We start from the raw sequence: 22638 nt of genomic DNA on the forward strand, positions 1-22638 counted from the left end.
GTTTCACCAGCAGAGTAATTTTCTCTTGTCTGTCTGTTATTTCATCTATCAATGGTGAAATATCATAGTTTGATGTCTTAGTTTTTGAACTAGCTTGACATCATTACTCAGCTTCCAGACTATATTCCCCAATACTTCGCTCGTTCGCTCTACTATGAAGGTTCATAGTGATAATTTTGCTTTAGTGAAACTAGAGCCAGCGAACTGACGCAAACTTTTTGAGTAAACTCCGTATTATGACTGAACAATATAATGCAAAAGACCTCGAGGTACTTGAAGGTCTCGATCCCGTGCGACACCGCCCGGGAATGTACACCGAGACAGAAAGACCTAACCACCTTGCCCAAGAAGTCATTGATAACTCGGTTGATGAAGCACTAGCGGGACACGCTAAGAAAATTAAAGTTGTGCTTCATGCTGACCAATCGTTAGAAGTTACCGATGACGGCCGTGGTATGCCGGTTGATATCCACCCTGAAAAAGGGATCTCGGGTGTTGAGCTGATTTTAACTAAGCTCCACTCAGGCGGTAAATTCTCAAACAACAACTATAAGTTTTCAGGTGGTTTGCACGGGGTAGGTATCTCGGTGGTAAACGCGCTGTCAAAACGAGTTGAAGTGACGGTTCGCCGTGACGGTCAGGTACATGAAATCGCCCTTGAGGGTGGTCATGCCGTAACGGACCTTACTGTTACGGGGACTTGTGGTCACCGCAATACCGGTACTACCGTGCATTTTTGGCCTGATCCAAAATACTTCGATAGCTCTAAGTTCTCTGTTTTACGTCTTATTAATAACCTGCGCGCTAAAGCGGTACTTTGCCCTGGTTTAGAAATCATCTTTATCGACAAGGTTGGCGGTGAAGAACATAAATGGTTCTATGAAGACGGTCTAAAAGACTACCTTGCAGAAGGTGTGAAAGGTTACACCTTACTGCCTGAAGAACCTTATGTTGGCGAATTCGTTGCTGAAACGGAAATGGCGAACTGGGCGATCATTTGGCAGCCAGAAGGCGGTGATATGATCACCGAAAGTTACGTGAACTTAGTACCAACTAAGCAAGGTGGTACACACGTAAACGGTCTTCGCCAAGGTTTGCTTGATGCAATGCGTGAGTTCTGTGAATTCCGTAATCTTCTACCACGTGGCGTTAAGCTAACGGGTGATGACATCTTTGACCGTTGTTCATACGTGTTATCAGTGAAGATGCAAGACCCGCAGTTTGCTGGTCAAACGAAAGAGCGCTTATCTTCTCGTCAAACTGCTGCGTTTGTTTCTGGTGTCGTGAAGGATGCTTTCAGCTTGTGGCTGAATGAAAAGCCTCAGTTAGCAGAATTACTAGCAGAAGCGTGTATTGCTAACGCGCATCGTCGTATGCGCGCAAGCAAAAAGGTTGTGCGTAAGAAAATAGCATCTGGCCCAGCACTGCCGGGTAAACTAACCGACTGTTCAGTTCAAGATTTAAGCCGTACCGAAATCTTCTTCGTGGAAGGGGACTCGGCGGGTGGTTCTGCTAAACAAGCACGTGATCGTGAGTTCCAAGCGGTTATGCCACTTCGCGGTAAGATCCTAAACACGTGGGAAGTGTCAGCAGACCAAGTATTGGCTTCACAAGAAGTACACGATATTTCAGTTGCTTTGGGTATTGATCCTGATAACGATGATTTGTCAGGCCTGCGTTACGGTAAGATCTGTATCCTTGCCGATGCGGACTCGGATGGTCTTCATATTGCGACACTGCTATGTGCACTCTTTACTCGCCATTTCCACGCTTTGGTTGAAGCAGGTCATATCTATGTGGCAATGCCTCCTCTGTATCGTATTGATTGCGGTAAAGAAGTGTTCTACGCACTCGATGACTCAGAGAAAGATGGGGTACTTGAGCGACTATCGCAGAAAAAAGCCAAGATCAACGTGCAACGATTCAAAGGTCTGGGTGAAATGAACCCGCTTCAGTTGCGTGAAACCACTATGGATCCAAATACTCGTCGCCTTGTTCAGTTGACTATTGATGACAACGACGCAACCAACGAGATGATGGACATGCTGCTTGGTAAGAAACGTGCAGATGATCGCCGTGCATGGTTACAGACTAACGGTGATATGGCCGAGGTATAATGGATGTCTAACGAAATTACATATGATGGCGTTGAACAGTTGCCAATGCGCAAGTTCACCGAAGATGCCTATTTAAATTACTCAATGTACGTGATCATGGATCGTGCATTGCCTTATATCGGTGATGGCTTGAAGCCAGTACAACGTCGTATTATCTATGCGATGTCTGAGCTAGGCTTATCAGCAGCATCGAAATACAAAAAATCAGCACGTACCGTTGGTGACGTATTAGGTAAGTATCACCCACACGGTGACTCTGCTTGTTACGAAGCGATGGTACTGATGGCACAGCCTTTCTCTTACCGTTACCCATTGGTTGATGGTCAAGGTAACTGGGGTGCACCAGATGACCCGAAATCATTCGCTGCGATGCGTTATACCGAAGCAAAACTGTCAAAATTTGCTGAAGTCTTGCTGGGTGAATTGGGTCAGGGCACCGTTGATTGGCAACCAAACTTTGATGGCACGATGAAAGAGCCACAAATGTTGCCTGCTCGTCTTCCTCATATTTTGCTTAACGGTATTACCGGTATCGCGGTAGGTATGGCGACCGATATTCCGCCACACAACGTGCGTGAAGTAGCGAATGCAGCGATTCATTTGATTGATACGCCTAAAGCTGAACTTCCAGATGTGATGGGTTTCATTCAAGGCCCAGATTACCCGACAGAAGCTGAAATTATTTCGCCGAAGTTGGACATCGAAAAGATCTACCGTACTGGACGTGGAAGCATCAAGATGCGCGCAGTTTGGCACAAGGAAGGCTCCGATATTGTTATCACGGCTTTACCTCATCAAGTGTCAGGTGCGAAGTTACTTGAGCAAATTGCGAACCAGATGCGCGCTAAGAAGCTGCCTATGGTTGACGATCTGCGTGATGAATCAGATCACGAGAACCCAACGCGTATCGTTGTTGTACCTCGTTCAAATCGTATCGACTGTGACCAACTGATGAGTCACTTGTTCGCGTCGACGGATTTAGAGAAAAACTTCCGCGTGAACTTGAACATGATTGGTTTAGATAACCGTCCTCAAGTTAAAGGTCTGGTTCAAATCCTGAAAGAATGGATTGAGTTCCGTCGCATGACCGTTCGCCGTCGTTTACAGTACCGTTTAGATAAAGTACTGGCACGTTTGCATATCTTAGAAGGTTTACTTGCTGCTTATCTAAATATTGACGAAGTGATTGAAATCATTAGAACAGAAGACGAACCATGTCCTGTTCTGATGAACCGTTTCAACATTTCTGAAATTCAAGCTAATGCGATTCTTGATATTAAACTTCGTAACTTAGCTAAGTTAGAAGAATTTAAAATTCGAGCTGAGCAAGAAGAGCTTGAAGCTGAACGTGAAAAGCTTGAAAAGCTATTAGGTTCAGAGCGTCGCTTGAATACGCTGATCAAAAAAGAAATCCAAGCAGATGCAGATAAATACGGCGATGATCGTCGCTCACCCTTGATTGAGCGTGCTGAAGCGAAAGCGCTAACAGAACGTGACTTAGTACCAAGCGAACCAATTACGGTTGTGTTGTCTGAAAAAGGTTGGATTCGTCATGCCAAAGGGCATGAAGTTGACGCTGAAGGATTGAACTACAAATCAGGTGATAAATTCTTAGCAAGCACTAAGGGTAAGAGTAACCAACAAGCGGTGTTCCTCGGCAGTGATGGCCGAAGCTACTCCCTTGAATCTCACTCACTGCCATCGGCGCGAAGCCAAGGTGAGCCAATTACAGGCCGCTTGAACGTCAGCCCGGGTACTTCTATTCGCCAAGTGGTGATGGGGGAGAATGAACAGCTATGGTTAGTCGGTTCTGATGCGGGTTATGGTTTTGTTTGTAAAGGCAGCGATCTGTTGTCTAAGAACAAGAGCGGTAAAGCGCTGGTTAACTTACCACAAGCTTCTGAAGTGATGTTGCCAAGCCCGATTGCTGACTTGGACAGTAACCAGATTCTGGCGATTACTAACCAAGGTCGTATGTTGTTGTTCCCGATTAAAGACCTACCTCAGTTGAGTAAAGGTAAGGGTAACAAGATCATCAATATTCCTTCTGCAAAAGCAAAAGAGCGTGAAGAGTTTGTCTCGCATCTGATGGCTATTCCAGAGAATGCAACGCTGACTATTTACGCGGGTAAACGCAAGCTTGGCTTGAAACCTGCGGACCTTGAAAACTTCCGTGGGGAACGTGGTCGTCGTGGTGGTTTACTGCCGAGAGGGTTGCAGCGAGTGACTCGCATCGATATCGATGACCCTAGCGACGCTTAACTATGACGCTTAACTATGACACTTAGTTATATAACTAGTTTTAATTGAGTTTATAATTCGCTTGATTGATAAAAGAAAACCCAGCTTAATAGCTGGGTTTTTTGTATCTGTATTTGTATTTGGCGGTTTGAGTCGCTAGCCATCATGTTAGCAATCAAACTAAATATAGAGGTTATAGGCGTGTATCTTCAGCAATAGTGACCTTGAGGTTCTTGTTTTCACCTTTGCGCAACACACCAACATCAATGACAGTACCTGGGCGCAGGTCTGTGACAATATCCATTACGCTCTGTCGTCCGCTAATTTGGGTATTATTGATGCTGACAATAATATCTTGTGCTTCAAAGCCTGCATCAGCAGCAGGACCGTTCGGGTCTATCCCTAGAACGACAATACCGCCGATATTCTTGTTACCAAGTAAGCGTGACGTCACCGAGTTGATGTCTTGTCCGTCGATACCAATATAACCACGAATTACACGACCATCGGCGATGATCTTCTCCATGATTTTATTAGCAAGTGGGTAGGGGATAGCAAATGAAATTCCGTAGGTTTCCATGTCGGTAGCTTGTTGGAAAGACGCGGTATTGATACCGACTAACTCACCTTGAGAATTGACGAGCGCACCACCAGAGTTACCTTCATTGATTGCCGCATCGGTTTGGATAAAGGCTTGATGACCATCTGCGCTGATTGAAGAGCGACCAGTTGCTGAGATAATACCAAAGGTTGTGGTTTGACCTAGGTTATATGGGTTACCGATAGCTAGAACCACATCACCGACATTTGCTGTGTAATCTTGGTTCAGTGGAATCACAGGTAAGTTGTCACCACTGACTCTGAGTATCGCGATATCGGTACGTTTGTCTGAACCAACTAACTGTGCGGCGGCAACTCGTCCATCTTGAAGTGCCACTACAATTTGGTCGGCTTGAGCAACAACGTGAAAGTTGGTAATGATGTAGCCTTTTTCGCTGACAATCACCCCTGAACCCAAACCTTGAGTCAGCAGTTTGTTGCGATCGCTTTCTGCGTATTTACGGCTATAGATATTGACTACTGCGGGTGCCGCGCGACGCACCGCTTGGTTAAATGAGATCTGAAGAGATCCAATATTATCCACTTGAGGACTAGTGACATCTGCAACTATAGCTGGCCTTAAGCTCGGAAATACGAGCAGAATAAGTGCCGCTGAAACGAGTCCAAGGGAAATAGAACGAAATAGAAAGGACAGCATGTTTCCCTCTTCAACAAGTTAGGTATGAAGCATCCGTCAATGGATGACTGACTTGATTACGAGTGAAGCATAGCATTTTGATTGATCTAAAGAAAAGGGAGACTGAGTAAGTTTAAAGCAAACTTACTGAGCCTCCCTGTAATTGCGCTGACGTATGACTATCGAATAACTAGATAGATAGTCCTGTCGCCTCTTTGGATATTAAGCGCCAACACGCCAGGTTGTTTTTCAAGAATCTTTCTAAATTCAGCAAGGTTCTTAACGGGCTGGCGGTTTACCCCGATGATGATGTCGTCTTTAAGAAGTTGATAGGCTTCTGCTGGCGAACCTTGAGCGACACTTGATACCTTGACGCCTGTCGTTGAGTCGCTGTCGGTTGTGTTGGTGAGCTCTGCACCGGCAAGTCCTTCATGGAGCTTTTCAGCTTGTGTCTTACTATTGGTGGATTCACCCAGAGTCACATCAAAGGTCATATTCTTTCCGTCACGAACGACACCAAGTTCGATCTGTTTACCTGCACCGAGGGTTGCGACTTTGGCTCTTAACTCGCTAAAAGTATCAATGCGCTTACCATTAATAGAGACAATAACATCGCCCGCTTTCAGTCCGGCTTTGTCCGCAGCACTGTCGGGTACAATTTGGCTAACAAAGGCACCTTTGCTGGATTCATAACCAAGCGCTTCCGCCAATTCAGAGGTGACCTCTCCGCCTTGAACACCCAGCATACCGCGTTTTACTTCACCGAAATCGAGAATTTGTTCTGTCAGGTTTTTCATCATATTGGATGGGATTGCAAAGCCGATACCGACATTGCCTCCGTTAGGGCCAAGGATAGCCGTGTTGATACCAATCAGCTCACCGTTGAGATTCACTAACGCACCTCCAGAGTTACCACTGTTGATAGCGGCATCGGTTTGAATGAAGTTTTCAAAGTTCTCTAGGTTTAGGCCGCTACGACCGAGAGCAGACACGATGCCGGATGTCACGGTTTGACCGAGTCCAAATGGGTTGCCGATAGCGACACTGAAATCGCCGACTCTTAACTTGTCGGAGTCTGCGACTTTTATCTGGGTAAGGTTCTTGGCTGTTTCAAGTTTTAATAGCGCGATATCCGACATCTGGTCGCCGCCGATCAGCTCGGCATCGTACTCTCTACCATCATGAAGTTTTACTTTGATATCGTCGGCACCATTGATGACATGGTAATTGGTGACAATATGGCCTTTCTTGGCATCAATGATCACACCAGAACCTAGCCCGCGGAATGGGCGTTCTCGTGTTTGTTCTGGACCAAAAAAGAATTGAAATTGTTCAGGGATTTGCTGACGTTGTACCTGTTTGCCTTCTACGGCAATACTAACCACAGCGGGGGTCACTTGTTCAAGCATAGGTGCAAGGCTTGGTAATTGTTCATTACCCACACTTAATGGCAGTGCGGCCGTTGCTTGAATGGGGGTGATGATTGAACTTAAGCTTAAAGTCAGTACTGATAAAGCAAGCAAAGGTTTTTTCATCATAAACTCCTCTCTAGTTTAGGTCTTAACCCTCTTATACGTTTAATAAGTATGAGAAGTTTCAAATGACCTGAGTGAAAGTTATGACTCAAAAACCTTTGTAAAGTTCACAGAAGTGTTAAATGTTTACGATGCTTTTGCTGTTACAACATCGGGAGCATCCATGATTTCTTTCTTCTGCTCTGTAAATAAACCGGTTGCGCCATTAGCGTAATCTTTCGGTTGTTCTTCAAGTGTCGCCTCTTTAACTGAAGGCTTGTCTTGTGATTTGTCCGAATGGGCTGCGGCTGTTTTCACAAATGGATTATCTTGCTCTGGCAGATTAGGGATCAGCTCTGAGCTTGTTTTTTCCATGTGTTGGTACAGTTTTGTGTAGTCCTTACCTAAGGTGTCCAACATTTCTGCTGATTTCGCAAAGTGGTCAGCTAGCTCTTGTCGCTGCTGTTCAAGGGCAAACTTTGCGCTATCTAATTCTTTCTGTACGTTCTTTTGTTTTTTGTATTCAGGCGTCATGAGACGAGAAATAGCGACCCCTAAAATAACTCCGACTAGTAAACCGGCAACGGCATACATCCAAGGCATAACAGCTCCTTATTATTGTTTTTTAACATGTTTGTTACTGCTTAGTTACACGTGATACAGCTCCATGGTACTATGAGAAAGCCGCAGTATAAAGAGAAATGCGTGTGCGCTAGTTAGCAGTTTGATGCTGCATTATTCACCGCATGGCGACATGCCTCATACTGTTTGAGCTCATTTTTATTTGCTGTCTGATATCGCTTTCATTGTGGAAATGTCGTCATGAATCCCATTAAAAAATACGAACAAGATATAAAAGAACATGGATTTCAAAGAGATCCAGCACAAGAGCAAGCCGTTAAATCTTTAGATGAACTCTTTCATCAATTCCAAGATTACATGAATACGCCTATTCCTCAACTGACTCGATTTCAGAAATTAATGGGCAAAAAGCCAGAAGTGCCAGAGCCACCAAAAGGCCTCTATTTTTGGGGCGGCGTCGGGCGCGGTAAAACGTATTTAATGGATACGTTCTACGATGCCTTACCGACCACAAAAAAAATGCGCGTTCACTTTCACCGCTTTATGTATCGAGTCCATGATGAGCTAAGGGCGCTAGGTAACGTTAGCGACCCGTTGCCTTTGGTCGCAGACAAGTTGAAAGAAGAAGCGGATATTATCTGTTTTGATGAATTCTTTGTTTCAGACATCACGGATGCCATGATCTTAGGCACTTTGTTCCAAGAGTTATTTGCTCGAAACGTTATTTTAGTTGCGACCTCTAATATTCCACCTGCGGATTTGTATCGTAACGGGTTGCAGCGAGCTCGTTTCTTACCCGCTATTAAGCTTATCCAAGGTAATTGCCATATTCTTAATGTCGATAGCGGAATCGATTATCGTCTTCGTACGTTAGAGCAGGCTGAGATCTACCATTACCCACTAGATAGCCAAGCGAACATCAACCTCGAAACATATTATGCGCAGCTAGTAGGTGAAGATAAAGAGAAACTCAAACAAATTGAGGTCAATCATCGTCAACTGGATGTAGTCGAAGCAAGCGATGGTGTACTGCATGGCACGTTTGCTCAGCTTTGTCAGTCGGCTCGCAGCCAGAATGACTATATTGAGCTGTCTAGGGTTTATCACACGGTTCTGCTGGCTGATGTGTTGCAAATGGGTGCGACTTCAGATGACGCAGCAAGACGCTTCATTGCGTTAGTTGATGAGTTCTATGAGCGTAACGTTAAATTGATTATTTCAGCGGAAGTGGAGCTAGAAAAGCTGTATACCCATGGTCAGTTAGAATTTGAGTTTAAACGTTGTCAGTCGCGTTTAATCGAAATGCAGAGCCATGAATATTTGGCAAAAGAACACTTAAGTTAGCTTTGATTATCTCGAATAAGAAAGAGAATTAAAAAAATCGTGATTTTGTTCAAAAAGAGGTGATTTTTTCTTCGCTCTTCTCTATAATCCTGCGACCTACCGTTACTGCGGGCCTCTAGCGATGAGTAAAATCACGTTATGCCAAGAGTTTTCCAACACTCGAAGGGGTGATGATGGTAACTCTTAGACAGTGGGAATACGCGAGTATTCCTTAAGTGTAAATTTTTTAAATAGGTAATTATTAGCATGAAAACTTTCGTTGCTAAACCAGAAACTGTAAAACGCGACTGGTATGTTGTAGACGCTGAAGGCAAAACTCTTGGCCGTCTAGCAAGTGAAATCGCTTCTCGCCTACGCGGCAAGCACAAAGCAGAATACACTCCTCACGTAGACACTGGTGATTACATCATCGTTGTTAACGCTGAGAAAGTTGCTGTGACTGGTAACAAAGCTAAGGGTAAGGTTTACTACCGTCACTCTGAGTTCCCAGGTGGTCTTAAGACTATCACTTTTGAAAAGCTAATTGCTAAGAAACCAGAAATGGTTCTTGAACTAGCAGTTAAAGGTATGCTTCCACGTGGTCCTCTAGGCCGCGCGATGTACCGTAAGCTTAAAGTATACGCTGGTACTGAGCACAACCATGTTGCTCAACAACCACAAGTACTAGACATCTAATTGGGGATTAAGACAATGGCAGAGAATCAATACTACGGCACTGGTCGTCGCAAAAGCTCAGCAGCTCGTGTTTTCATCAAACCAGGCTCTGGTGAGATCGTAATCAACAAGCGTAGCCTTGATGTTTACTTCGGTCGTCCAACTTCTCGTATGGTTGTTAAGCAACCTCTTGAGCTAGTTGAACTAACTGAGAAACTTGACCTTTACATCACTGTTTCTGGTGGTGGTATTTCAGGTCAAGCTGGCGCAATCCGCCACGGTATCACTCGTGCTCTTATGGAATACGATGAAACTCTACGTCCTGCTCTACGTGCAGCTGGCTATGTTACGCGTGACGCTCGTTGCGTTGAACGTAAGAAAGTTGGTCTACGTAAAGCACGTCGTAAACCTCAATTCTCTAAGCGTTAATTTTTCCTTACCGAAAAATACACGCGACCAGTTTTATTACTGGAATTGTGGTTCAAAGCTCGGCTATATGCCGGGCTTTTTGTCTTTCTGGCCCCCGCTAAACGCTTCCCCCTCCTCGTTTTATTCCTAAATTCTTATATTTTGAAAGCTTTTGTAACCCAATGTGCGCTTTGCCTCATGATTGTTACAAAAAGGTAGCTTTATCTTGTCAAAAAGTAGGGTTTTATTTATCATTTGCCGTCAATAAATAGAACTAAATACATATTTTGTTAGCCATGCTCTTTAATCGGAATTATTTCAATCCATAAGGAGCAAATGGGAGAATGTTTGGATGAGCAACGCGCCTTTAAATAACGGTCGCAGGCGTTTCTTAACCGCAACAACAGCCGTTGTTGGTGGTTTGGGAGCAGCTGCTGTAGCCGTGCCTTTTATTAAATCATGGAACCCGAGTGCCAAAGCGAAAGCTGCGGGCGCGCCGGTGGAAGTGGAAGTCAGTAAGTTAGAACCGGGACAAATGGTTCGTGTCGAGTGGCAAGGTAAACCTGTATGGGTTGTACGCCGTGCTGAGTCGGTACTAGAGAACCTAAAAGCGATCGGTGGTCAACTTCGTGACCCTCAATCTGAAACTGAACAACAACCAGACTACGCACAGAACGAGTTTCGTTCTATTAAGCCGGAGTTTTTCATTGCTGTTGGTTTCTGTACGCACTTAGGTTGTTCTCCAACTTACCTGCCAGATTCTTTTGCAGAACAAGTTCAGGGCGTTAAGTCTGGTTTCTTCTGTCCTTGTCATGGTTCAAAGTTTGATATGGCAGGTCGAGTATTCCAAGGCGTACCAGCCCCACTGAACCTTGTAGTGCCAAAGCATATGTATTTGAGTGACACTAAGATCATGATCGGTGTGGACGAGGGAGACGCATAATGCAAGGATTGCTTGATTGGGTAGAAAAACGTCTACCCGCAATGAATGCTTATAAAAAGCATTTATCTGAATACCCAATGCCTAAGAACTTTAACTTTTGGTACCTTTTCGGTTCTTTGGCAATGTTGGTACTGGTTAACCAAATCCTTACAGGTATTTGGCTAACAATGAACTACGTTCCGTCTGGTGATGGCGCATTTGCATCTGTTGAATACATCATGCGTGATGTGGAATACGGCTGGTTACTGCGTTACATGCACTCGACAGGTGCTTCGGCATTCTTCGTCGTTATCTACCTGCATATGTTCCGTGGTCTAATCTACGGTTCTTACCAAAAGCCTCGTGAGCTACTTTGGCTCTTTGGTATGTTGATCTTCTTAGTGCTTATGGCTGAGGCTTTCATGGGTTACTTGCTACCATGGGGTCAAATGTCTTACTGGGGCGCTCAGGTAATCATTTCTCTGTTTGGTGCGATTCCTGTTATTGGTGATGACCTAACGCTTTGGATCCGTGGTGATTACATCATCTCTGGCGCAACGCTGAACCGTTTCTTTGCACTGCATGTTATCGCTCTACCAATTGTACTTCTGCTGCTTATCGTACTTCACGTACTAGCGCTGCACGAAGTTGGTTCGAATAACCCTGATGGTATCGAAACTAAACTTCCTAAAGGTACAATGGGCGACGATTACAAAACTCAGTTCCCATTCCACAAGGATTACACTAAGAAATACGACATCATTGACTCTATTCCTTTCCACCCATACGGGACGGTGAAAGATATGGTCGGTGTTGCTGGTTTCCTATTCTTGTTCTGTTACGTGCTGTTCTTTAACCCAGAGATGGGTGGATACTTCCTTGAGCCGCCTAACTTCGAAGCTGCTAACCCACTGAAAACACCTGAGCATATTGCTCCAGTTTGGTACTTCACGCCGTTCTACGCTGTACTTCGTGCTGTTCCTGATAAGTTGATAGGTGTAGTTGCAATGGGTGCATCTATTGTTGTGCTATTCCTACTGCCATGGTTCGACCGTTGTAAAGTGCGTTCTTACCGTTACCGTAGCAAACTGCATTTGATTAACATCATCCAATTCACAATAAGCTTTATTGCGCTTGGTGTACTTGGTGCGCTTCCAGCAACGCCAACGTATACGCTACTGGCTCAAATCTTTAGCTTAGGTTATTTCATGTTCTTCGTTCTACTGTGGTTCTACAGTAAAAATGAAGCGACGAAACCATTACCAGAAAGGGTGACATTCAAATGAAAAAGTGGATTGTAATTTTATTTGCTATGTTGCCGTCACTGGCGATGGCAGCGGGTGCAAGCGTACCATTAGACAAAGCAAACAATGATTTAACAGATAAAGCCTCATTGCAAAATGGCGCTAAGATGTTCATGAACTACTGTTTTGCTTGTCACTCAACGCAGTACCAGCGTTATGAACGTGTTGCGAATGATTTGGAGATCCCAGTAGATCTAATGAAGGAAAACCTGATTTTCGACCCTGAAGCGAAAATCGGTAGTTTGATGGTTAACGCTATGCCCTCTGATCAAGCGGCAAGTTGGTTTGGTGCTCCACCACCAGATCTAACTTTGGTTGCTCGTGTTCGTGGCGCAGATTGGCTATACACGTACCTTCGTACCTTTTATGAAGACCCATCTCGTCCGTTTGGTGTGAACAACATTGTTTTCCCAAGTGTTGGTATGCCGCACGTTCTTGAAGAGCTGCAAGGTATTCCAACACCAATCTACGATACTCATATGGTAGATGGCGAGGAAGTGACTACTGTTGTTGGTACTGAAACTGACGGTTCTGGCGAATTAAGTGCTGGTGAATACGACGAAGCAGTTCGTGACCTTGTTAACTTTTTGGTTTACTCGGGCGACCCAGTTCAACTTGAGCGTCATGCAATGGGTTGGTGGGTAATGGCCTTCTTAGTAATCTTCACTATCATCGTGATTTTGCTGAAGAAAGAGTATTGGCGTGATGTGCACTAATTGTGCTATAATACCGTGCTAATTCCCAAATTATGTTAATGTTCAATGGAGGCTTTAGGCCTCCATTGTTTTTATTTAAAGTGTACTGGAGGGCTCCATGGCTGTAGCTGCCAATAAACGTTCTGTAATGACTCTTTTCTCAAGTGCTTCTGATATGTATAGCCATCAGGTGCGCATTGTTCTTGCTGAAAAAGGCGTAAGTGTTGAAGTTGAGTTGGTTGATGAAAAAAATCTACCAGCAGAGCTTGTTGAACTGAACCCGTACAAATCAGTACCTACTCTTATTGATCGTGAGCTTGCTTTATATGACTCAAAGATCATTATGGAGTACTTAGATGAGCGTTTCCCTCATCCACCGTTGATGCCTGTATACCCGGTTGCTCGTGGTAATAGTCGTCTAATGATGTACCGCATTGAGCGTAACTGGTATTCAGTTGCAGAGAAGATCGTTAAAGGCAACGCTGAAGAATCTGAAGCAGCTCGCGTTAAACTGCGCAACGACCTACTGACTCTTGCTCCTATCTTCGCTGAGTATGAATACTTCATGAGCGAAGAATTTAGCCTAATTGATTGTTACCTAGCTCCGCTACTATGGCGTTTACCTGAGCTTGGTATCGAATTAATTGGCCCTGGTTCTAAAGAGCTTAAGATTTACATGAACCGCGTATTCGAACGTGATTCATTCCTAGCTTCTCTAACTGAAGCTGAGCGTGAGATGCGACTCGTTCGCTAAGCGTTATGGATATTTCAAATATGACTCCACGCCGACCATACATGCTTCGTGCATTTTATGAATGGCTGGTTGATAACGAATTAACTCCACACCTTGTTGTTGAAGCAACATTACCGGGTGTGAGAGTTCCAGAAGAGTTTGTTCAAGATGGTCAGATTATTCTGAACATCGCGCCTCGTGCGGTTGGACAACTTGAACTGGGTAACGAAGCCGTGACGTTTAGTGCTCGATTTAGTGGTCGTCCACACTCTGTGATCGTGCCGCTTTACGCAGTACAAGCGATTTATGCTCGTGAGAATGGTGCTGGTACCATGTTTGAACCTGAAGAGGCTTACATGGAATCTTTTGAAGAAGGGATTGAAGAAAGTCCTTTTGAAGAACAAGAAAAAGGCCCATCTTTGAGCGTAGCAACGGCAGACGTAGATGCTGAAGAGCCTGACTCAGATCCTGAGCCACCTCGTCCTGCAAAAGGTCGACCAAGCCTTCGTGTTATCAAATAGCGTTATTTTTTAAATAACTCCAAATACAAAAAAAGCAGCGATTTATCGCTGCTTTTTCTTTTTGTGCTTTCTGGTATTTATTCGCCTGATTGATTTCGTTAGGCTTTGTCAGCGAAGCAGTCAAGTCAGAAGTAAATTCAGAGAACGTTAGTTTACAGAATTGTCTTCTTCGCCATATTCAAACGCTCGAATCACCTGTTTTACGCCTGAAACATTACGGGCAACTTCTGTTGCGATATCAGCATGCTCTCGAGATACCAACCCAAGTAAAAATACCTCTGAATCTTCCGTGATGACTTTAACCTTGATGCCGTTGAGATCAGCGTTTGCTAGAAGGGCTGATTTCACCTTGGTAGTAATCCAGCTATCGTTACTAATCGCACTGATGGTCAATGGCTCTTTTACTCGCACTTGATTATGTATGCTTTCTACGCCTGCCACTTCTTTGGCTTGGCTTTCAAACGCGCGACGCTCTGAGTCAGTAGTCGCTTGCCCCATCAATATAACCGAACCTCGGTAAGAGCTCGCTGTGATACGAACGTTGCCACGATATGGCTGTTTGTTGGTGATGGCTGCGACTTCAAATTCGATATTGTTATCGTTCCAGATTTGTTTGGTGGTTCGTGTGTCAGTGACTAAGTTCGCTGTGGTTGCGGCACCAGCAATGAAAATGCCAGCACAACCAGACAGGGATAGTGTAAGTAACGAAACACTGATCAGCTTAAACAGCCTCATAGAGGTTAATGATTTCATTGTGATGCTCCGTATATCACTCTTCGTGAGCAGGGAAGAGTACTTGATCGATTAGGTCACATAGGCAGTGCAGTGTCACCATGTGTACTTCATGAATGCGTGCTGTACGGTGTGACGGGATACGAATTTCTACATCGTGTTCGCCAAGTAAGCCTGCCATTTCACCACCATCTTTACCCGTAAAGGCGATGATCGTCATGTCACGTGTTACCGCGGCTTCCATCGCTTTGATGATGTTTTTGCTGTTACCGCTAGTAGATATAGCCAGTAAAATATCACCCGTTTGACCAAACGCTCGTACCTGTTTAGAGAAGATCTCTTCATAGTGATAGTCGTTGGCTACTGCCGTTAGCGTGGTGTTGTCTGCTGTGAGAGCCATTGCTGGAAGGCTAGGGCGCTCGGTTTCAAAGCGATTAAGTAGGCACGATACAAATTGCTGAGCATTCGACGCCGAACCACCATTACCACAACAAAGAATTTTGTTTCCGTTAAGCAAGGTCGCAACCATTGCTTGAGCGGCATGCGTGATTGCGTCTGGCAGTGCTTCTGCAGCCGCAATTTGGATCTGAATACTTTCTGTAAAACTTTCTTTAATGCTGTCTAGCATGTTTATCCTTGGGTAATCGCGTTTTGAATCCAGTCGATATTGTCATTCGGCCCTTCTATGGCAACGATATCAAACCTGAAATCTGTAGAGTGCACCGACAAGCCTTGCTGCATCAGCCAAACATTGGCTGTTTTGAGCAGCTTCTGTGACTTCTTTGCTGTCACCATTTCGGCGGCATGTCCGTAGCGGGTTTGCTTGCGGTATTTTACCTCAGCAAACACAACCGTATTGTTATGGCGCATTATAAGATCAATCTCACCACATTTAGCTATGAAGTTTTCTTGAATTAACGATAATCCGTGGCCAACTAAATAATTTTTAGCCACGGTCTCGTATTTATCACCCACTTGTTTGTGGGTGATTGTTGGTTTGGACAGGAACGTTCGGCTAAAAAGCCCCATGCTCTGCCCAGCTGATTTCACGTTGAACAACACAGTTGTTGTCGATGGTTAACACGCCGGTTTCACCTGGAATGCTGTAACCCTGTACGGCTTTCATCTGTGGCAATGCATCCATTAGGTAGTAGGCATCCATCCCCAGTGCTTGCAGACGTTTTTGGCCGTTTGAATGTGCAGGCCATAGGTCGTTTAGCTCTTTGTTAAGCTCGTTCTTGTTCTCAACCAATAGTGGGATGTCACTGTAGAACACACCCGTTAGATCTTCGTACTGCTTGTCACCGCTGTTGCTGCGTGAGTTTGAGAACAAGGCTGGTTGGTCAGCATCTGGGTTAATCGCGACTTCAATGAAAGGTTTAATCAACGTAAGCTCTGAGTTCTTCGCCACAATGTAAACAGAGTCGATATCACGACGGCTGCGTGGTTCTGTTTCTAGGTCTAGGTTAAGTAGCCCATCCATTTGAGCGATACGTTGTTGGCTCTCTTGTAAGCCGAATACCTGATTCACATTACGCTGAAGTTGGCGCTTGTCAGAGAACAAGGTAATCGCGACTTTGTTGTTGCTGTATTTTTTCCACTCTTTCTCAAACGCTTGCTTAACGCGGTCACCTAAACGCCCTTTTGGCGCAAGAATAAGCGGGTACTTGTAGCCTTGAGCAAAAAGGTGTTTCGCTGCCTGAGCGACTTCTTGTTCTGGCGATAGAGCGAGATAGCAAATATTGGTATCAGGTTCTAGCTGCGTCGGAATATTTAGAGCTAAAGCTGGAATCGAATTCTCGTGGTTTTTCTGAGCTTGTTGAAGCTTGGTTATATTGCTCTTAATCAATGGGCCAACAATGAAATCAACGTTATTTTCTTCCAGTGTCGCTTTAATTTCAGCGGCACTTTGTACGTTGGTATCCATAACAGTCAGCGTTGCATCTTCTTCGCGCTCTTTATCATTCATCATTGCAAAGATAAAACCGTCACGAACGAGTTGCGCCTGCTTGCCGTATTTACCCGTCAAAGGCAGTAATAAAGCTGTGCTGGTCGGCTTGCTGATTTCTAACGCTAATATGTCGGTGATCGCTTGAGGCGTATAAAGCGCTGCTGGGTGACGAGGGTTCTCAGCTAACCAATCAGACAGTGTTTTTTGTAGGTCTGGAAGATTTGAGTTGAGCGTCTTCATGTAAATAGACAGCTGTAACCAGCCCGCTAAAACGTCTTCGGTAGGAGATGTTTTTAGCTCTAGAATCTCATATTGAGAATAGCTGTTCAGATTATGCCAAATACGGTCAGCCGTTTGCTGCTGGATTTCTTCATCAGTATCTGCGTATTCTGAATAAAGCACTAACTCACGGCTCGCTTCGAAATAGTCTTTCTTCATCTCAGAAATGTTAGCGCGTAGCTCGTGATAGTCTTTCCATTGCTCGTTAGGCAGTTTCCACCACGGTTGGAAATTCAGTTGGCTATAGGCTTGATCTGGTTGTGAGTTATTCACTAATAACTGCGCACGAGCCAGTTGCCATTCTGCTTGTTGTACTTCGCTAAGTTCTTGCTTTGCTATGCGTTTGATAAGCAAAGTAGCTTGATCGGTTTTTCCAGCCTGCACAGAGGCTTTAAGTGCCATGATTAGCCAATCGTTTTGTAGGCTTCCTTTGCTGCTATCCGCTTGCATCATGTAACTTTCAGTTGATTGCGCTGGATCGAGTGTAATATCAACACGCGTTGGTGCTTGAGGACCTGAAGAACAAGCCGCCAATGTAATTGCTAATGCAATTGGAGTGAGTAAGCGTGGTACACTGAGTCTCTTATGGTTCATCGTTGCCATGAGTTCTTTAAATTCCGTATAAATTTGTATCTATATTAATCGTTGAAGTGATGGTAAACAAATGACAGATAACAAAACCTTGCTCACAGAGAGCCCAACTCTCTACATTGTGCCAACCCCAATCGGAAATTTGGGAGATATCACTCAAAGAGCAATTGAAATTTTATCAAGTGTCGATGTTATTGCAGCCGAAGACACGCGCCACACGGGTAAGCTGCTTGCTCACTTCAATATATCAACCAGAACGTTCGCTTTACATGATCACAATGAACAAACTAAAGCACAAGTTCTAGTCGAAAGGTTATTAGAAGGTCAGTCTATCGCATTAGTCTCTGATGCGGGTACTCCTTTAATCAGTGATCCAGGTTACCATCTTGTCTCACAATGTCGTCAAGCGGGTGTGAGAGTTGTGCCACTTCCTGGTGCTTGTGCTGTGATTACAGCGTTGAGTGCTTCAGGTTTACCGTCAGATCGTTTCAGCTTTGAAGGTTTCTTACCGCCAAAGAGCAAGGGTCGTAAAGATAAGTTCTTAGAGATTGCAAAAGCAGAGCGCACATGTATTTTCTACGAATCACCGCACCGTATTACGGATTCTCTACAAGACATGCTAGAGATCTTAGGCCCTGACCGTGAGGTAGTGTTGGCTCGTGAACTAACCAAGACATTCGAAACCATTCAAGGATTACCATTAGGTGAGTTGATTGAGTGGATTGAAGAAGATTCGAACCGTAAGCGCGGTGAGATGGTACTGCTGATTCATGGTCACCGTGAAGAAGCAAGTACAGAACTACCAGACGAAGCAACTCGCACATTAGGCATTCTAACCAAAGAGCTGCCCCTTAAAAAAGCAGCGGCAATGACGGCCGAGATCTACAACTTGAAAAAGAACGCTTTATATAAGTGGGGCTTAGAGCATCTAGACAACTAGATTGCGCTTTATATTGTAGAAGTCCTCTACTGAAAAAGCTTCTGAGGAATGATGGTATTACCGTCATTCCTCTTTTTTTGTCTAGATTGTGTAAAATTCATGCACTTGATTAGAGGTTTGCAGCATATTTGTGATCTCGCTAGACACTGCTCACTAATCTCTATACAATCCGCCCTCGGAGTTGAACGGGTAATCGCTGCTTTGCTGATGTCCTTCGGGAGACTGACGTTGAGGTCCTTCGGGAAACTGACGTTGAAGTCCTTCGGGAGACTGGTAGAGGGGAGGAACGTCCGGGCTCCATAGAGCAGGGTGCCAGATAACGTCTGGGGGGCGCGAGCCCACGACAAGTGCAGCAGAGAGAAGACCGCCGATGGCCTCATTTCTTCGGAAGAGGCACAGGTAAGGCTGAAAGGGTGCGGTAAGAGCGCACCGTGCGGCTGGCAACAGTTCGTAGCAAGGTAAACTCCACCCGGAGCAAGATCAAATAGGCCCTCGCATTGCGCTGCTCGCGTATGGGGGCGGGTAGATTGCTTGAGCCTGTGAGCGATTGCAGGCCTAGACGAATGGTTACCGCCGCGCAAGCGGAACAGAACCCGGCGTATGTGTCAACTCCACCTATATAAAGAACCCATCATTACTTAACCGTAGTGATGGGTTTTTTGCTTTATATTGACGTAAATTATTTAGATTTCCTTAAAATCTTTCACCCTGATATAAGCTTGGGTCAAAAATTCCAAAAGCCTATACACAATATGGTGGAGATACAGCGCGAAATCAGTACACTAAAACGTTAATAGAATAAATTATTGCCGAACTAATGGCTCAATCCACTCACTGAGAAGACTATGACAGAAGCATTCAAACATATTTCAGTATTGCTTAACGAATCTATTGACGGACTTGCGATCAAACCTGACGGTACCTACATTGATGGTACTTTTGGCCGTGGTGGTCACAGCCGTACAATCCTGTCTAAACTGGGCGAGAATGGACGACTTTTTAGTATCGACCGCGATCCACAAGCGATTGCAGAAGCTCAGAAAATTGATGATCCTCGTTTTACGATTATCCATGGCCCATTCTCGGGTATGGCTGAATATGCAGAGCGTTATGACTTAGTCGGTCAAGTGGATGGTGTTTTACTGGATTTAGGTGTTTCTTCACCACAATTGGATGATGCTGAACGTGGCTTTAGCTTCATGAAAGATGGCCCGTTGGACATGCGTATGGATCCAACAACGGGTATTCCGGTTTCTCAGTGGCTAGTTGATGCGGATCTTGATGACATCACATGGGTTATTCGTGAGTTCGGTGAAGACAAACACGCTCGTCGTATCGCGAAAGGCATCATTGCTTATCAAGAGAACGAAGAGAACGAACCGCTAACGCGTACTGGCCAATTGGCTAAGCTTATCTCTGATGTCGCTCCAAAGAACTTTAAAGAGAAAAAGCACCCAGCGACACGTGCTTTCCAAGCATTCCGTATCTATATCAACAGTGAACTTGAAGAGATCGATACAGCTCTAAAAGGCGCAGCAAGCATTCTTGCTCCTCAAGGTCGTATCTCTGTTATCAGTTTTCACTCTCTTGAAGACCGCATGGTGAAGCGCTTTATCCGTAAAGAAAGCCAAGGTCCACAGGTTCCCCATGGTTTACCGTTAACAGAAGATCAAATCAAAGCGTTAGGCAGTGCCGATCTAAAACCAATTGGTAAAGCGATCAAGCCATCTAAAGATGAAGTGGATGAGAATACTCGTTCGCGCAGTTCAGTACTACGAATCGCAGAAAAGCTATAGTCAATGAAGACCTCCAAATCGAACTTAGCCAAGATAATATTTTTTGATTTGATCTCCGCGGGCAAGGTCCCATTGGTGCTTCTTATCTGTATCTTCGCGAGTGCGATGGGGGTCGTTCTTACGACACATATGTCACGTCAGGCGATCACGCAAAAAGACATGGCATTGATGGAGAGGGAACAGCTTGATGATGAGTGGCGAAATTTAATGCTTGAAGAGACGGCTTTGGCTGAACATAGCCGCGTTCAAGCATCGGCAAAACGAGAGTTAGACATGAAACGTCCAGACTCTGACAAAGAAGTAGTGATCACACTGAAATGACCGGTAAAAAGGAAAAAGCACCCGCGAAAACCGTTAATAAATCAACGAAAGAGCGAGTGAAGAGCGAAAAGGATTCGGATCCAGTTCTTATTAAATGGCGTTTCAACGTCGTGATTGCTTTCGTGTTTCTTGCCTTTGCTGCACTTGTGGGCCGTGTGGCTTACATCCAAATCATTGAACCAGATAACTTAATTCGTCAGGGTGACCTTCGCTCGGTACGTGTTAAGGCAATTCCTTCCGCCCGCGGCATTATCTCAGACCGTAATGGCGAACCGCTTGCTGTGAGTGTTCCAGTTGAAGCGGTATGGGCCGATCCGAAAACAATTTTTGATAAAAACGGTATGGCCCAAATTGATCGTTGGTATGCGTTAGCCGATGTACTTGGCCTACAACGACAGTCAATGATCGACAAGATCTCTAGCAACAAATCCCGCCGATTTATTTACCTGCAAAGACAAGTTAGTCCCGCGATGGCTAAGTATATTCGTGAACTAAAGCTGGTGGGTGTTGGCCTTAAAGCTGAATCTCGTCGCTATTATCCAGCAGGTGAAGTCAGTGCGCATCTTATCGGTGTGACCGGCATTGATGGACATGGTTTAGAAGGCGTTGAACGCAGCTATGACAAATGGCTCACGGGTGAGGCAGGTAAGCGGACTATTCGTAAAGATCGTTATGGACGTGTTGTTGAAAACATTGCTTTAGAAGAGCGTGAAGAAGGCAAACCACTAGAGCTAACGATCGATCAACGACTACAGGCGATTTCTTATCGAGCGATCAAGCAGGCCGTGGCGGATCATAAGGCGACTTCAGGCTCCGCTGTACTACTCGATGTAAAAACGGGCGCTGTGTTAGCCATGGTTAATGCACCATCTTACAACCCTAATAATCGTGCTGACTTACAAAGCTTCAAAATGCGTAACCGCGTGCTCACCGATGCAATGGAACCGGGCTCTACCGTGAAACCTTTTGTGGTTTTGGCAGCGCTAGAGAACGGCACTGCAGACCCAGATATCGTTATTGATACGGGCAATGGCATTATGCAGATCGGTGGTAGCCGCGTACGAGACTCTTCTAAAGTGGGTAAGGCTGACTTAGCGCTTATCCTCAAGAAGTCGAGTAACATCGGCGTGGCGAAATTGGCACTTAACATGCCACTTGAAGCGTTGCTTGGGATGTACAGTTCAGTTGGTCTAGGCGAGATGTCTGGGCTCAACTTGGTTGGTGAAACTAGCGGTATTTTCCCGAATCGCCGTCGTTGGTCAAAGTTTGAAATTGCGACCTTAGCGTTTGGCTATGGTTTGTCTGTTACACCAATGCAGTTGGCACATGCTTATGCAACACTAGCCAACAAAGGCATGTATGAACCGATTCATATTATTAAGAGTAACGACCAAGATTTTTCTAAGCAAATCATCAAGCGCGAGAACGCTGAACTGGTTTTGAATATGCTAGAAGGGGTGACTCAAAAAGGCGGTACGGCGACAAGAGCCGCAGTGCCTGGTTATCGAGTTGCAGCAAAAACGGGTACATCTCGTAAGGCTGAAGCTGGCGGCTACAGTGATGAATACATCGCGGTGACCGCAGGCTTTGCCCCTGTTAGTGATCCAAGAGTGGCGCTGGTTGTTGTGGTTAATGAGCCTCAAGGTGACCTTTACTATGGCGGTTCAGTTGCAGCCCCCGTTTTTTCTGAAATCATGAAGGGTGCACTGCAAATACTCAATGTCCCTGCTGATGAAAACAAGTTTCAAGAATAGAG

The 22638-nt window shown here is 45.0% G+C and carries 21 protein-coding genes and 1 other RNA gene; 15 read left to right on the forward strand and 7 right to left on the reverse strand.

Annotated elements, in window-relative coordinates:
• Positions 1 to 236 precede the first annotated feature (236 nt).
• Positions 237 to 2117, forward strand: coding sequence for a DNA topoisomerase IV subunit B (parE, locus tag BCU75_RS02355; RefSeq protein ID WP_102472838.1), 1881 nt, complete (start codon positions 237 to 239; stop codon positions 2115 to 2117).
• A 3-nt stretch (positions 2118 to 2120) separates the two neighbouring features.
• The gene (parC, locus tag BCU75_RS02360) at positions 2121 to 4379 is read left to right on the forward strand and encodes a DNA topoisomerase IV subunit A (protein WP_102472839.1); all 2259 of its coding nucleotides are present in this window, start codon (positions 2121 to 2123) and stop codon (positions 4377 to 4379) included.
• Between the two features lie 172 nt (positions 4380 to 4551).
• On the opposite strand, the gene degS is transcribed toward parC, so the two are convergent.
• The 3 genes from degS to zapG all read right to left on the reverse strand — a co-directional run bounded on the left by degS (position 4552) and on the right by zapG (position 7712).
• Positions 4552 to 5616, reverse strand: a complete 1065-nt coding sequence (gene degS, locus BCU75_RS02365; protein WP_102472840.1) for an outer membrane-stress sensor serine endopeptidase DegS — start codon at positions 5614 to 5616, stop codon at positions 4552 to 4554.
• Between the two features lie 158 nt (positions 5617 to 5774).
• Positions 5775 to 7130 carry a Do family serine endopeptidase gene (locus BCU75_RS02370; protein WP_004736003.1) on the reverse strand — a complete coding sequence of 452 codons (1356 nt, stop codon included), beginning with the start codon at positions 7128 to 7130 and terminating at the stop codon, positions 5775 to 5777.
• Positions 7131 to 7256: 126 nt separating this feature from the next.
• On the reverse strand, positions 7257 to 7712 hold the full coding sequence (gene zapG / locus BCU75_RS02375) for a Z-ring associated protein ZapG (protein ID WP_017077673.1): 456 nt from the start codon (positions 7710 to 7712) through the stop codon (positions 7257 to 7259).
• A gap of 219 nt (positions 7713 to 7931) precedes the next feature.
• Between zapG and zapE the strand changes: the two genes are divergently transcribed.
• The 8 genes from zapE (at position 7932) to sspB (ending at position 14272) form a co-directional block, all read left to right on the forward strand.
• The gene (gene zapE / locus BCU75_RS02380) at positions 7932 to 9035 is read left to right on the forward strand and encodes a cell division protein ZapE (protein WP_076673932.1); all 1104 of its coding nucleotides are present in this window, start codon (positions 7932 to 7934) and stop codon (positions 9033 to 9035) included.
• Between the two features lie 246 nt (positions 9036 to 9281).
• Positions 9282 to 9710: a 50S ribosomal protein L13 gene (rplM, locus tag BCU75_RS02385; protein ID WP_010434689.1), complete on the forward strand. Its 429-nt coding sequence runs from the start codon at positions 9282 to 9284 to the stop codon at positions 9708 to 9710.
• Positions 9711 to 9725: 15 nt separating this feature from the next.
• Entirely contained in the window at positions 9726 to 10118 is a 393-nt protein-coding gene (gene rpsI / locus BCU75_RS02390; protein WP_004740758.1) for a 30S ribosomal protein S9, read from the forward strand.
• 331 nt (positions 10119 to 10449) lie between these two features.
• Entirely contained in the window at positions 10450 to 11040 is a 591-nt protein-coding gene (gene petA, locus BCU75_RS02395) for a ubiquinol-cytochrome c reductase iron-sulfur subunit (RefSeq protein ID WP_017072804.1), read from the forward strand.
• Positions 11040 to 12305 (forward strand): cytochrome b, encoded by a 1266-nt coding sequence (locus tag BCU75_RS02400; RefSeq protein WP_076673930.1) that lies wholly within the window; start codon positions 11040 to 11042, stop codon positions 12303 to 12305. Before petA ends, BCU75_RS02400 begins: the two co-directional genes overlap by 1 nt.
• Positions 12302 to 13039 carry a cytochrome c1 gene (locus tag BCU75_RS02405; RefSeq protein ID WP_054547824.1) on the forward strand — a complete coding sequence of 246 codons (738 nt, stop codon included), beginning with the start codon at positions 12302 to 12304 and terminating at the stop codon, positions 13037 to 13039. Before BCU75_RS02400 ends, BCU75_RS02405 begins: the two co-directional genes overlap by 4 nt.
• A gap of 97 nt (positions 13040 to 13136) precedes the next feature.
• Positions 13137 to 13772 carry a stringent starvation protein SspA gene (gene sspA / locus BCU75_RS02410; protein ID WP_010434700.1) on the forward strand — a complete coding sequence of 212 codons (636 nt, stop codon included), beginning with the start codon at positions 13137 to 13139 and terminating at the stop codon, positions 13770 to 13772.
• 5 nt (positions 13773 to 13777) lie between these two features.
• Positions 13778 to 14272 (forward strand): ClpXP protease specificity-enhancing factor, encoded by a 495-nt coding sequence (gene sspB / locus BCU75_RS02415; RefSeq protein ID WP_017087501.1) that lies wholly within the window; start codon positions 13778 to 13780, stop codon positions 14270 to 14272.
• A 147-nt stretch (positions 14273 to 14419) separates the two neighbouring features.
• Here the strand turns inward: sspB and BCU75_RS02420 are convergent, their stop codons facing one another.
• Genes BCU75_RS02420 through BCU75_RS02435 form a run of 4 tightly spaced genes read right to left on the reverse strand, consistent with a single transcriptional unit; the run spans position 14420 to position 17837 of the window.
• Positions 14420 to 15025 carry a BON domain-containing protein gene (locus BCU75_RS02420; RefSeq protein WP_076673928.1) on the reverse strand — a complete coding sequence of 202 codons (606 nt, stop codon included), beginning with the start codon at positions 15023 to 15025 and terminating at the stop codon, positions 14420 to 14422.
• Between the two features lie 16 nt (positions 15026 to 15041).
• Positions 15042 to 15632 carry a phosphoheptose isomerase gene (locus tag BCU75_RS02425; RefSeq protein WP_004729817.1) on the reverse strand — a complete coding sequence of 197 codons (591 nt, stop codon included), beginning with the start codon at positions 15630 to 15632 and terminating at the stop codon, positions 15042 to 15044.
• Positions 15633 to 15634: 2 nt separating this feature from the next.
• On the reverse strand, positions 15635 to 16033 hold the full coding sequence (locus BCU75_RS02430; RefSeq protein WP_076673926.1) for a YraN family protein: 399 nt from the start codon (positions 16031 to 16033) through the stop codon (positions 15635 to 15637).
• A complete protein-coding gene (locus tag BCU75_RS02435) occupies positions 16020 to 17837 on the reverse strand; it encodes a penicillin-binding protein activator (RefSeq protein ID WP_102472841.1) in 1818 nt (605 codons plus the stop codon). The genes BCU75_RS02430 and BCU75_RS02435 overlap by 14 nt, the downstream gene beginning before the upstream one ends.
• A 61-nt stretch (positions 17838 to 17898) precedes the next feature.
• On the opposite strand from BCU75_RS02435, the gene rsmI reads away from it, so the two are divergent.
• The 5 genes from rsmI (at position 17899) to BCU75_RS02460 (ending at position 22636) form a co-directional block, all read left to right on the forward strand.
• Positions 17899 to 18765 (forward strand): 16S rRNA (cytidine(1402)-2'-O)-methyltransferase, encoded by an 867-nt coding sequence (gene rsmI / locus BCU75_RS02440; protein ID WP_017106823.1) that lies wholly within the window; start codon positions 17899 to 17901, stop codon positions 18763 to 18765.
• Positions 18766 to 18942: 177 nt separating this feature from the next.
• An RNA gene (gene rnpB, locus BCU75_RS02445) (RNase P RNA component class A) lies at positions 18943 to 19382 on the forward strand.
• Between the two features lie 228 nt (positions 19383 to 19610).
• Positions 19611 to 20561 carry a 16S rRNA (cytosine(1402)-N(4))-methyltransferase RsmH gene (gene rsmH / locus BCU75_RS02450; protein WP_102466721.1) on the forward strand — a complete coding sequence of 317 codons (951 nt, stop codon included), beginning with the start codon at positions 19611 to 19613 and terminating at the stop codon, positions 20559 to 20561.
• Between the two features lie 3 nt (positions 20562 to 20564).
• Positions 20565 to 20882 (forward strand): cell division protein FtsL, encoded by a 318-nt coding sequence (gene ftsL, locus BCU75_RS02455; protein ID WP_102466720.1) that lies wholly within the window; start codon positions 20565 to 20567, stop codon positions 20880 to 20882.
• Positions 20879 to 22636: a penicillin-binding transpeptidase domain-containing protein gene (locus BCU75_RS02460; protein ID WP_102472842.1), complete on the forward strand. Its 1758-nt coding sequence runs from the start codon at positions 20879 to 20881 to the stop codon at positions 22634 to 22636. Before ftsL ends, BCU75_RS02460 begins: the two co-directional genes overlap by 4 nt.
• Positions 22637 to 22638: the final 2 nt, after the last annotated feature.

It is taken from the genome of Vibrio splendidus, assembly GCF_002873455.1.
Taxonomy (GTDB): Bacteria; Pseudomonadota; Gammaproteobacteria; order Enterobacterales; family Vibrionaceae; genus Vibrio; species Vibrio splendidus_J.

Excerpts from the sequence above, each read along its gene's own strand:
- BCU75_RS02435 (WP_102472841.1), bottom strand. The coding sequence starts at position 17,837 with ATGGCAACGATGAACCATAAGAGACTCAGTGTACCACGCTTACTCACT.
- ftsL (WP_102466720.1), top strand. The coding sequence starts at position 20,565 with ATGAAGACCTCCAAATCGAACTTAGCCAAGATAATATTTTTTGATTTG.
- parC (WP_102472839.1), top strand. The coding sequence starts at position 2,121 with ATGTCTAACGAAATTACATATGATGGCGTTGAACAGTTGCCAATGCGC.
- rplM (WP_010434689.1), top strand. The coding sequence starts at position 9,282 with ATGAAAACTTTCGTTGCTAAACCAGAAACTGTAAAACGCGACTGGTAT.
- BCU75_RS02425 (WP_004729817.1), bottom strand. The coding sequence starts at position 15,632 with ATGCTAGACAGCATTAAAGAAAGTTTTACAGAAAGTATTCAGATCCAA.
- BCU75_RS02430 (WP_076673926.1), bottom strand. The coding sequence starts at position 16,033 with ATGGGGCTTTTTAGCCGAACGTTCCTGTCCAAACCAACAATCACCCAC.
- BCU75_RS02460 (WP_102472842.1), top strand. The coding sequence starts at position 20,879 with ATGACCGGTAAAAAGGAAAAAGCACCCGCGAAAACCGTTAATAAATCA.
- rsmH (WP_102466721.1), top strand. The coding sequence starts at position 19,611 with ATGACAGAAGCATTCAAACATATTTCAGTATTGCTTAACGAATCTATT.
- rsmI (WP_017106823.1), top strand. The coding sequence starts at position 17,899 with ATGACAGATAACAAAACCTTGCTCACAGAGAGCCCAACTCTCTACATT.
- sspB (WP_017087501.1), top strand. The coding sequence starts at position 13,778 with ATGGATATTTCAAATATGACTCCACGCCGACCATACATGCTTCGTGCA.
- BCU75_RS02370 (WP_004736003.1), bottom strand. The coding sequence starts at position 7,130 with ATGAAAAAACCTTTGCTTGCTTTATCAGTACTGACTTTAAGCTTAAGT.
- zapG (WP_017077673.1), bottom strand. The coding sequence starts at position 7,712 with ATGCCTTGGATGTATGCCGTTGCCGGTTTACTAGTCGGAGTTATTTTA.
- rpsI (WP_004740758.1), top strand. The coding sequence starts at position 9,726 with ATGGCAGAGAATCAATACTACGGCACTGGTCGTCGCAAAAGCTCAGCA.
- petA (WP_017072804.1), top strand. The coding sequence starts at position 10,450 with ATGAGCAACGCGCCTTTAAATAACGGTCGCAGGCGTTTCTTAACCGCA.
- zapE (WP_076673932.1), top strand. The coding sequence starts at position 7,932 with ATGAATCCCATTAAAAAATACGAACAAGATATAAAAGAACATGGATTT.
- BCU75_RS02400 (WP_076673930.1), top strand. The coding sequence starts at position 11,040 with ATGCAAGGATTGCTTGATTGGGTAGAAAAACGTCTACCCGCAATGAAT.
- sspA (WP_010434700.1), top strand. The coding sequence starts at position 13,137 with ATGGCTGTAGCTGCCAATAAACGTTCTGTAATGACTCTTTTCTCAAGT.
- BCU75_RS02405 (WP_054547824.1), top strand. The coding sequence starts at position 12,302 with ATGAAAAAGTGGATTGTAATTTTATTTGCTATGTTGCCGTCACTGGCG.
- degS (WP_102472840.1), bottom strand. The coding sequence starts at position 5,616 with ATGCTGTCCTTTCTATTTCGTTCTATTTCCCTTGGACTCGTTTCAGCG.
- BCU75_RS02420 (WP_076673928.1), bottom strand. The coding sequence starts at position 15,025 with ATGAAATCATTAACCTCTATGAGGCTGTTTAAGCTGATCAGTGTTTCG.
- parE (WP_102472838.1), top strand. The coding sequence starts at position 237 with ATGACTGAACAATATAATGCAAAAGACCTCGAGGTACTTGAAGGTCTC.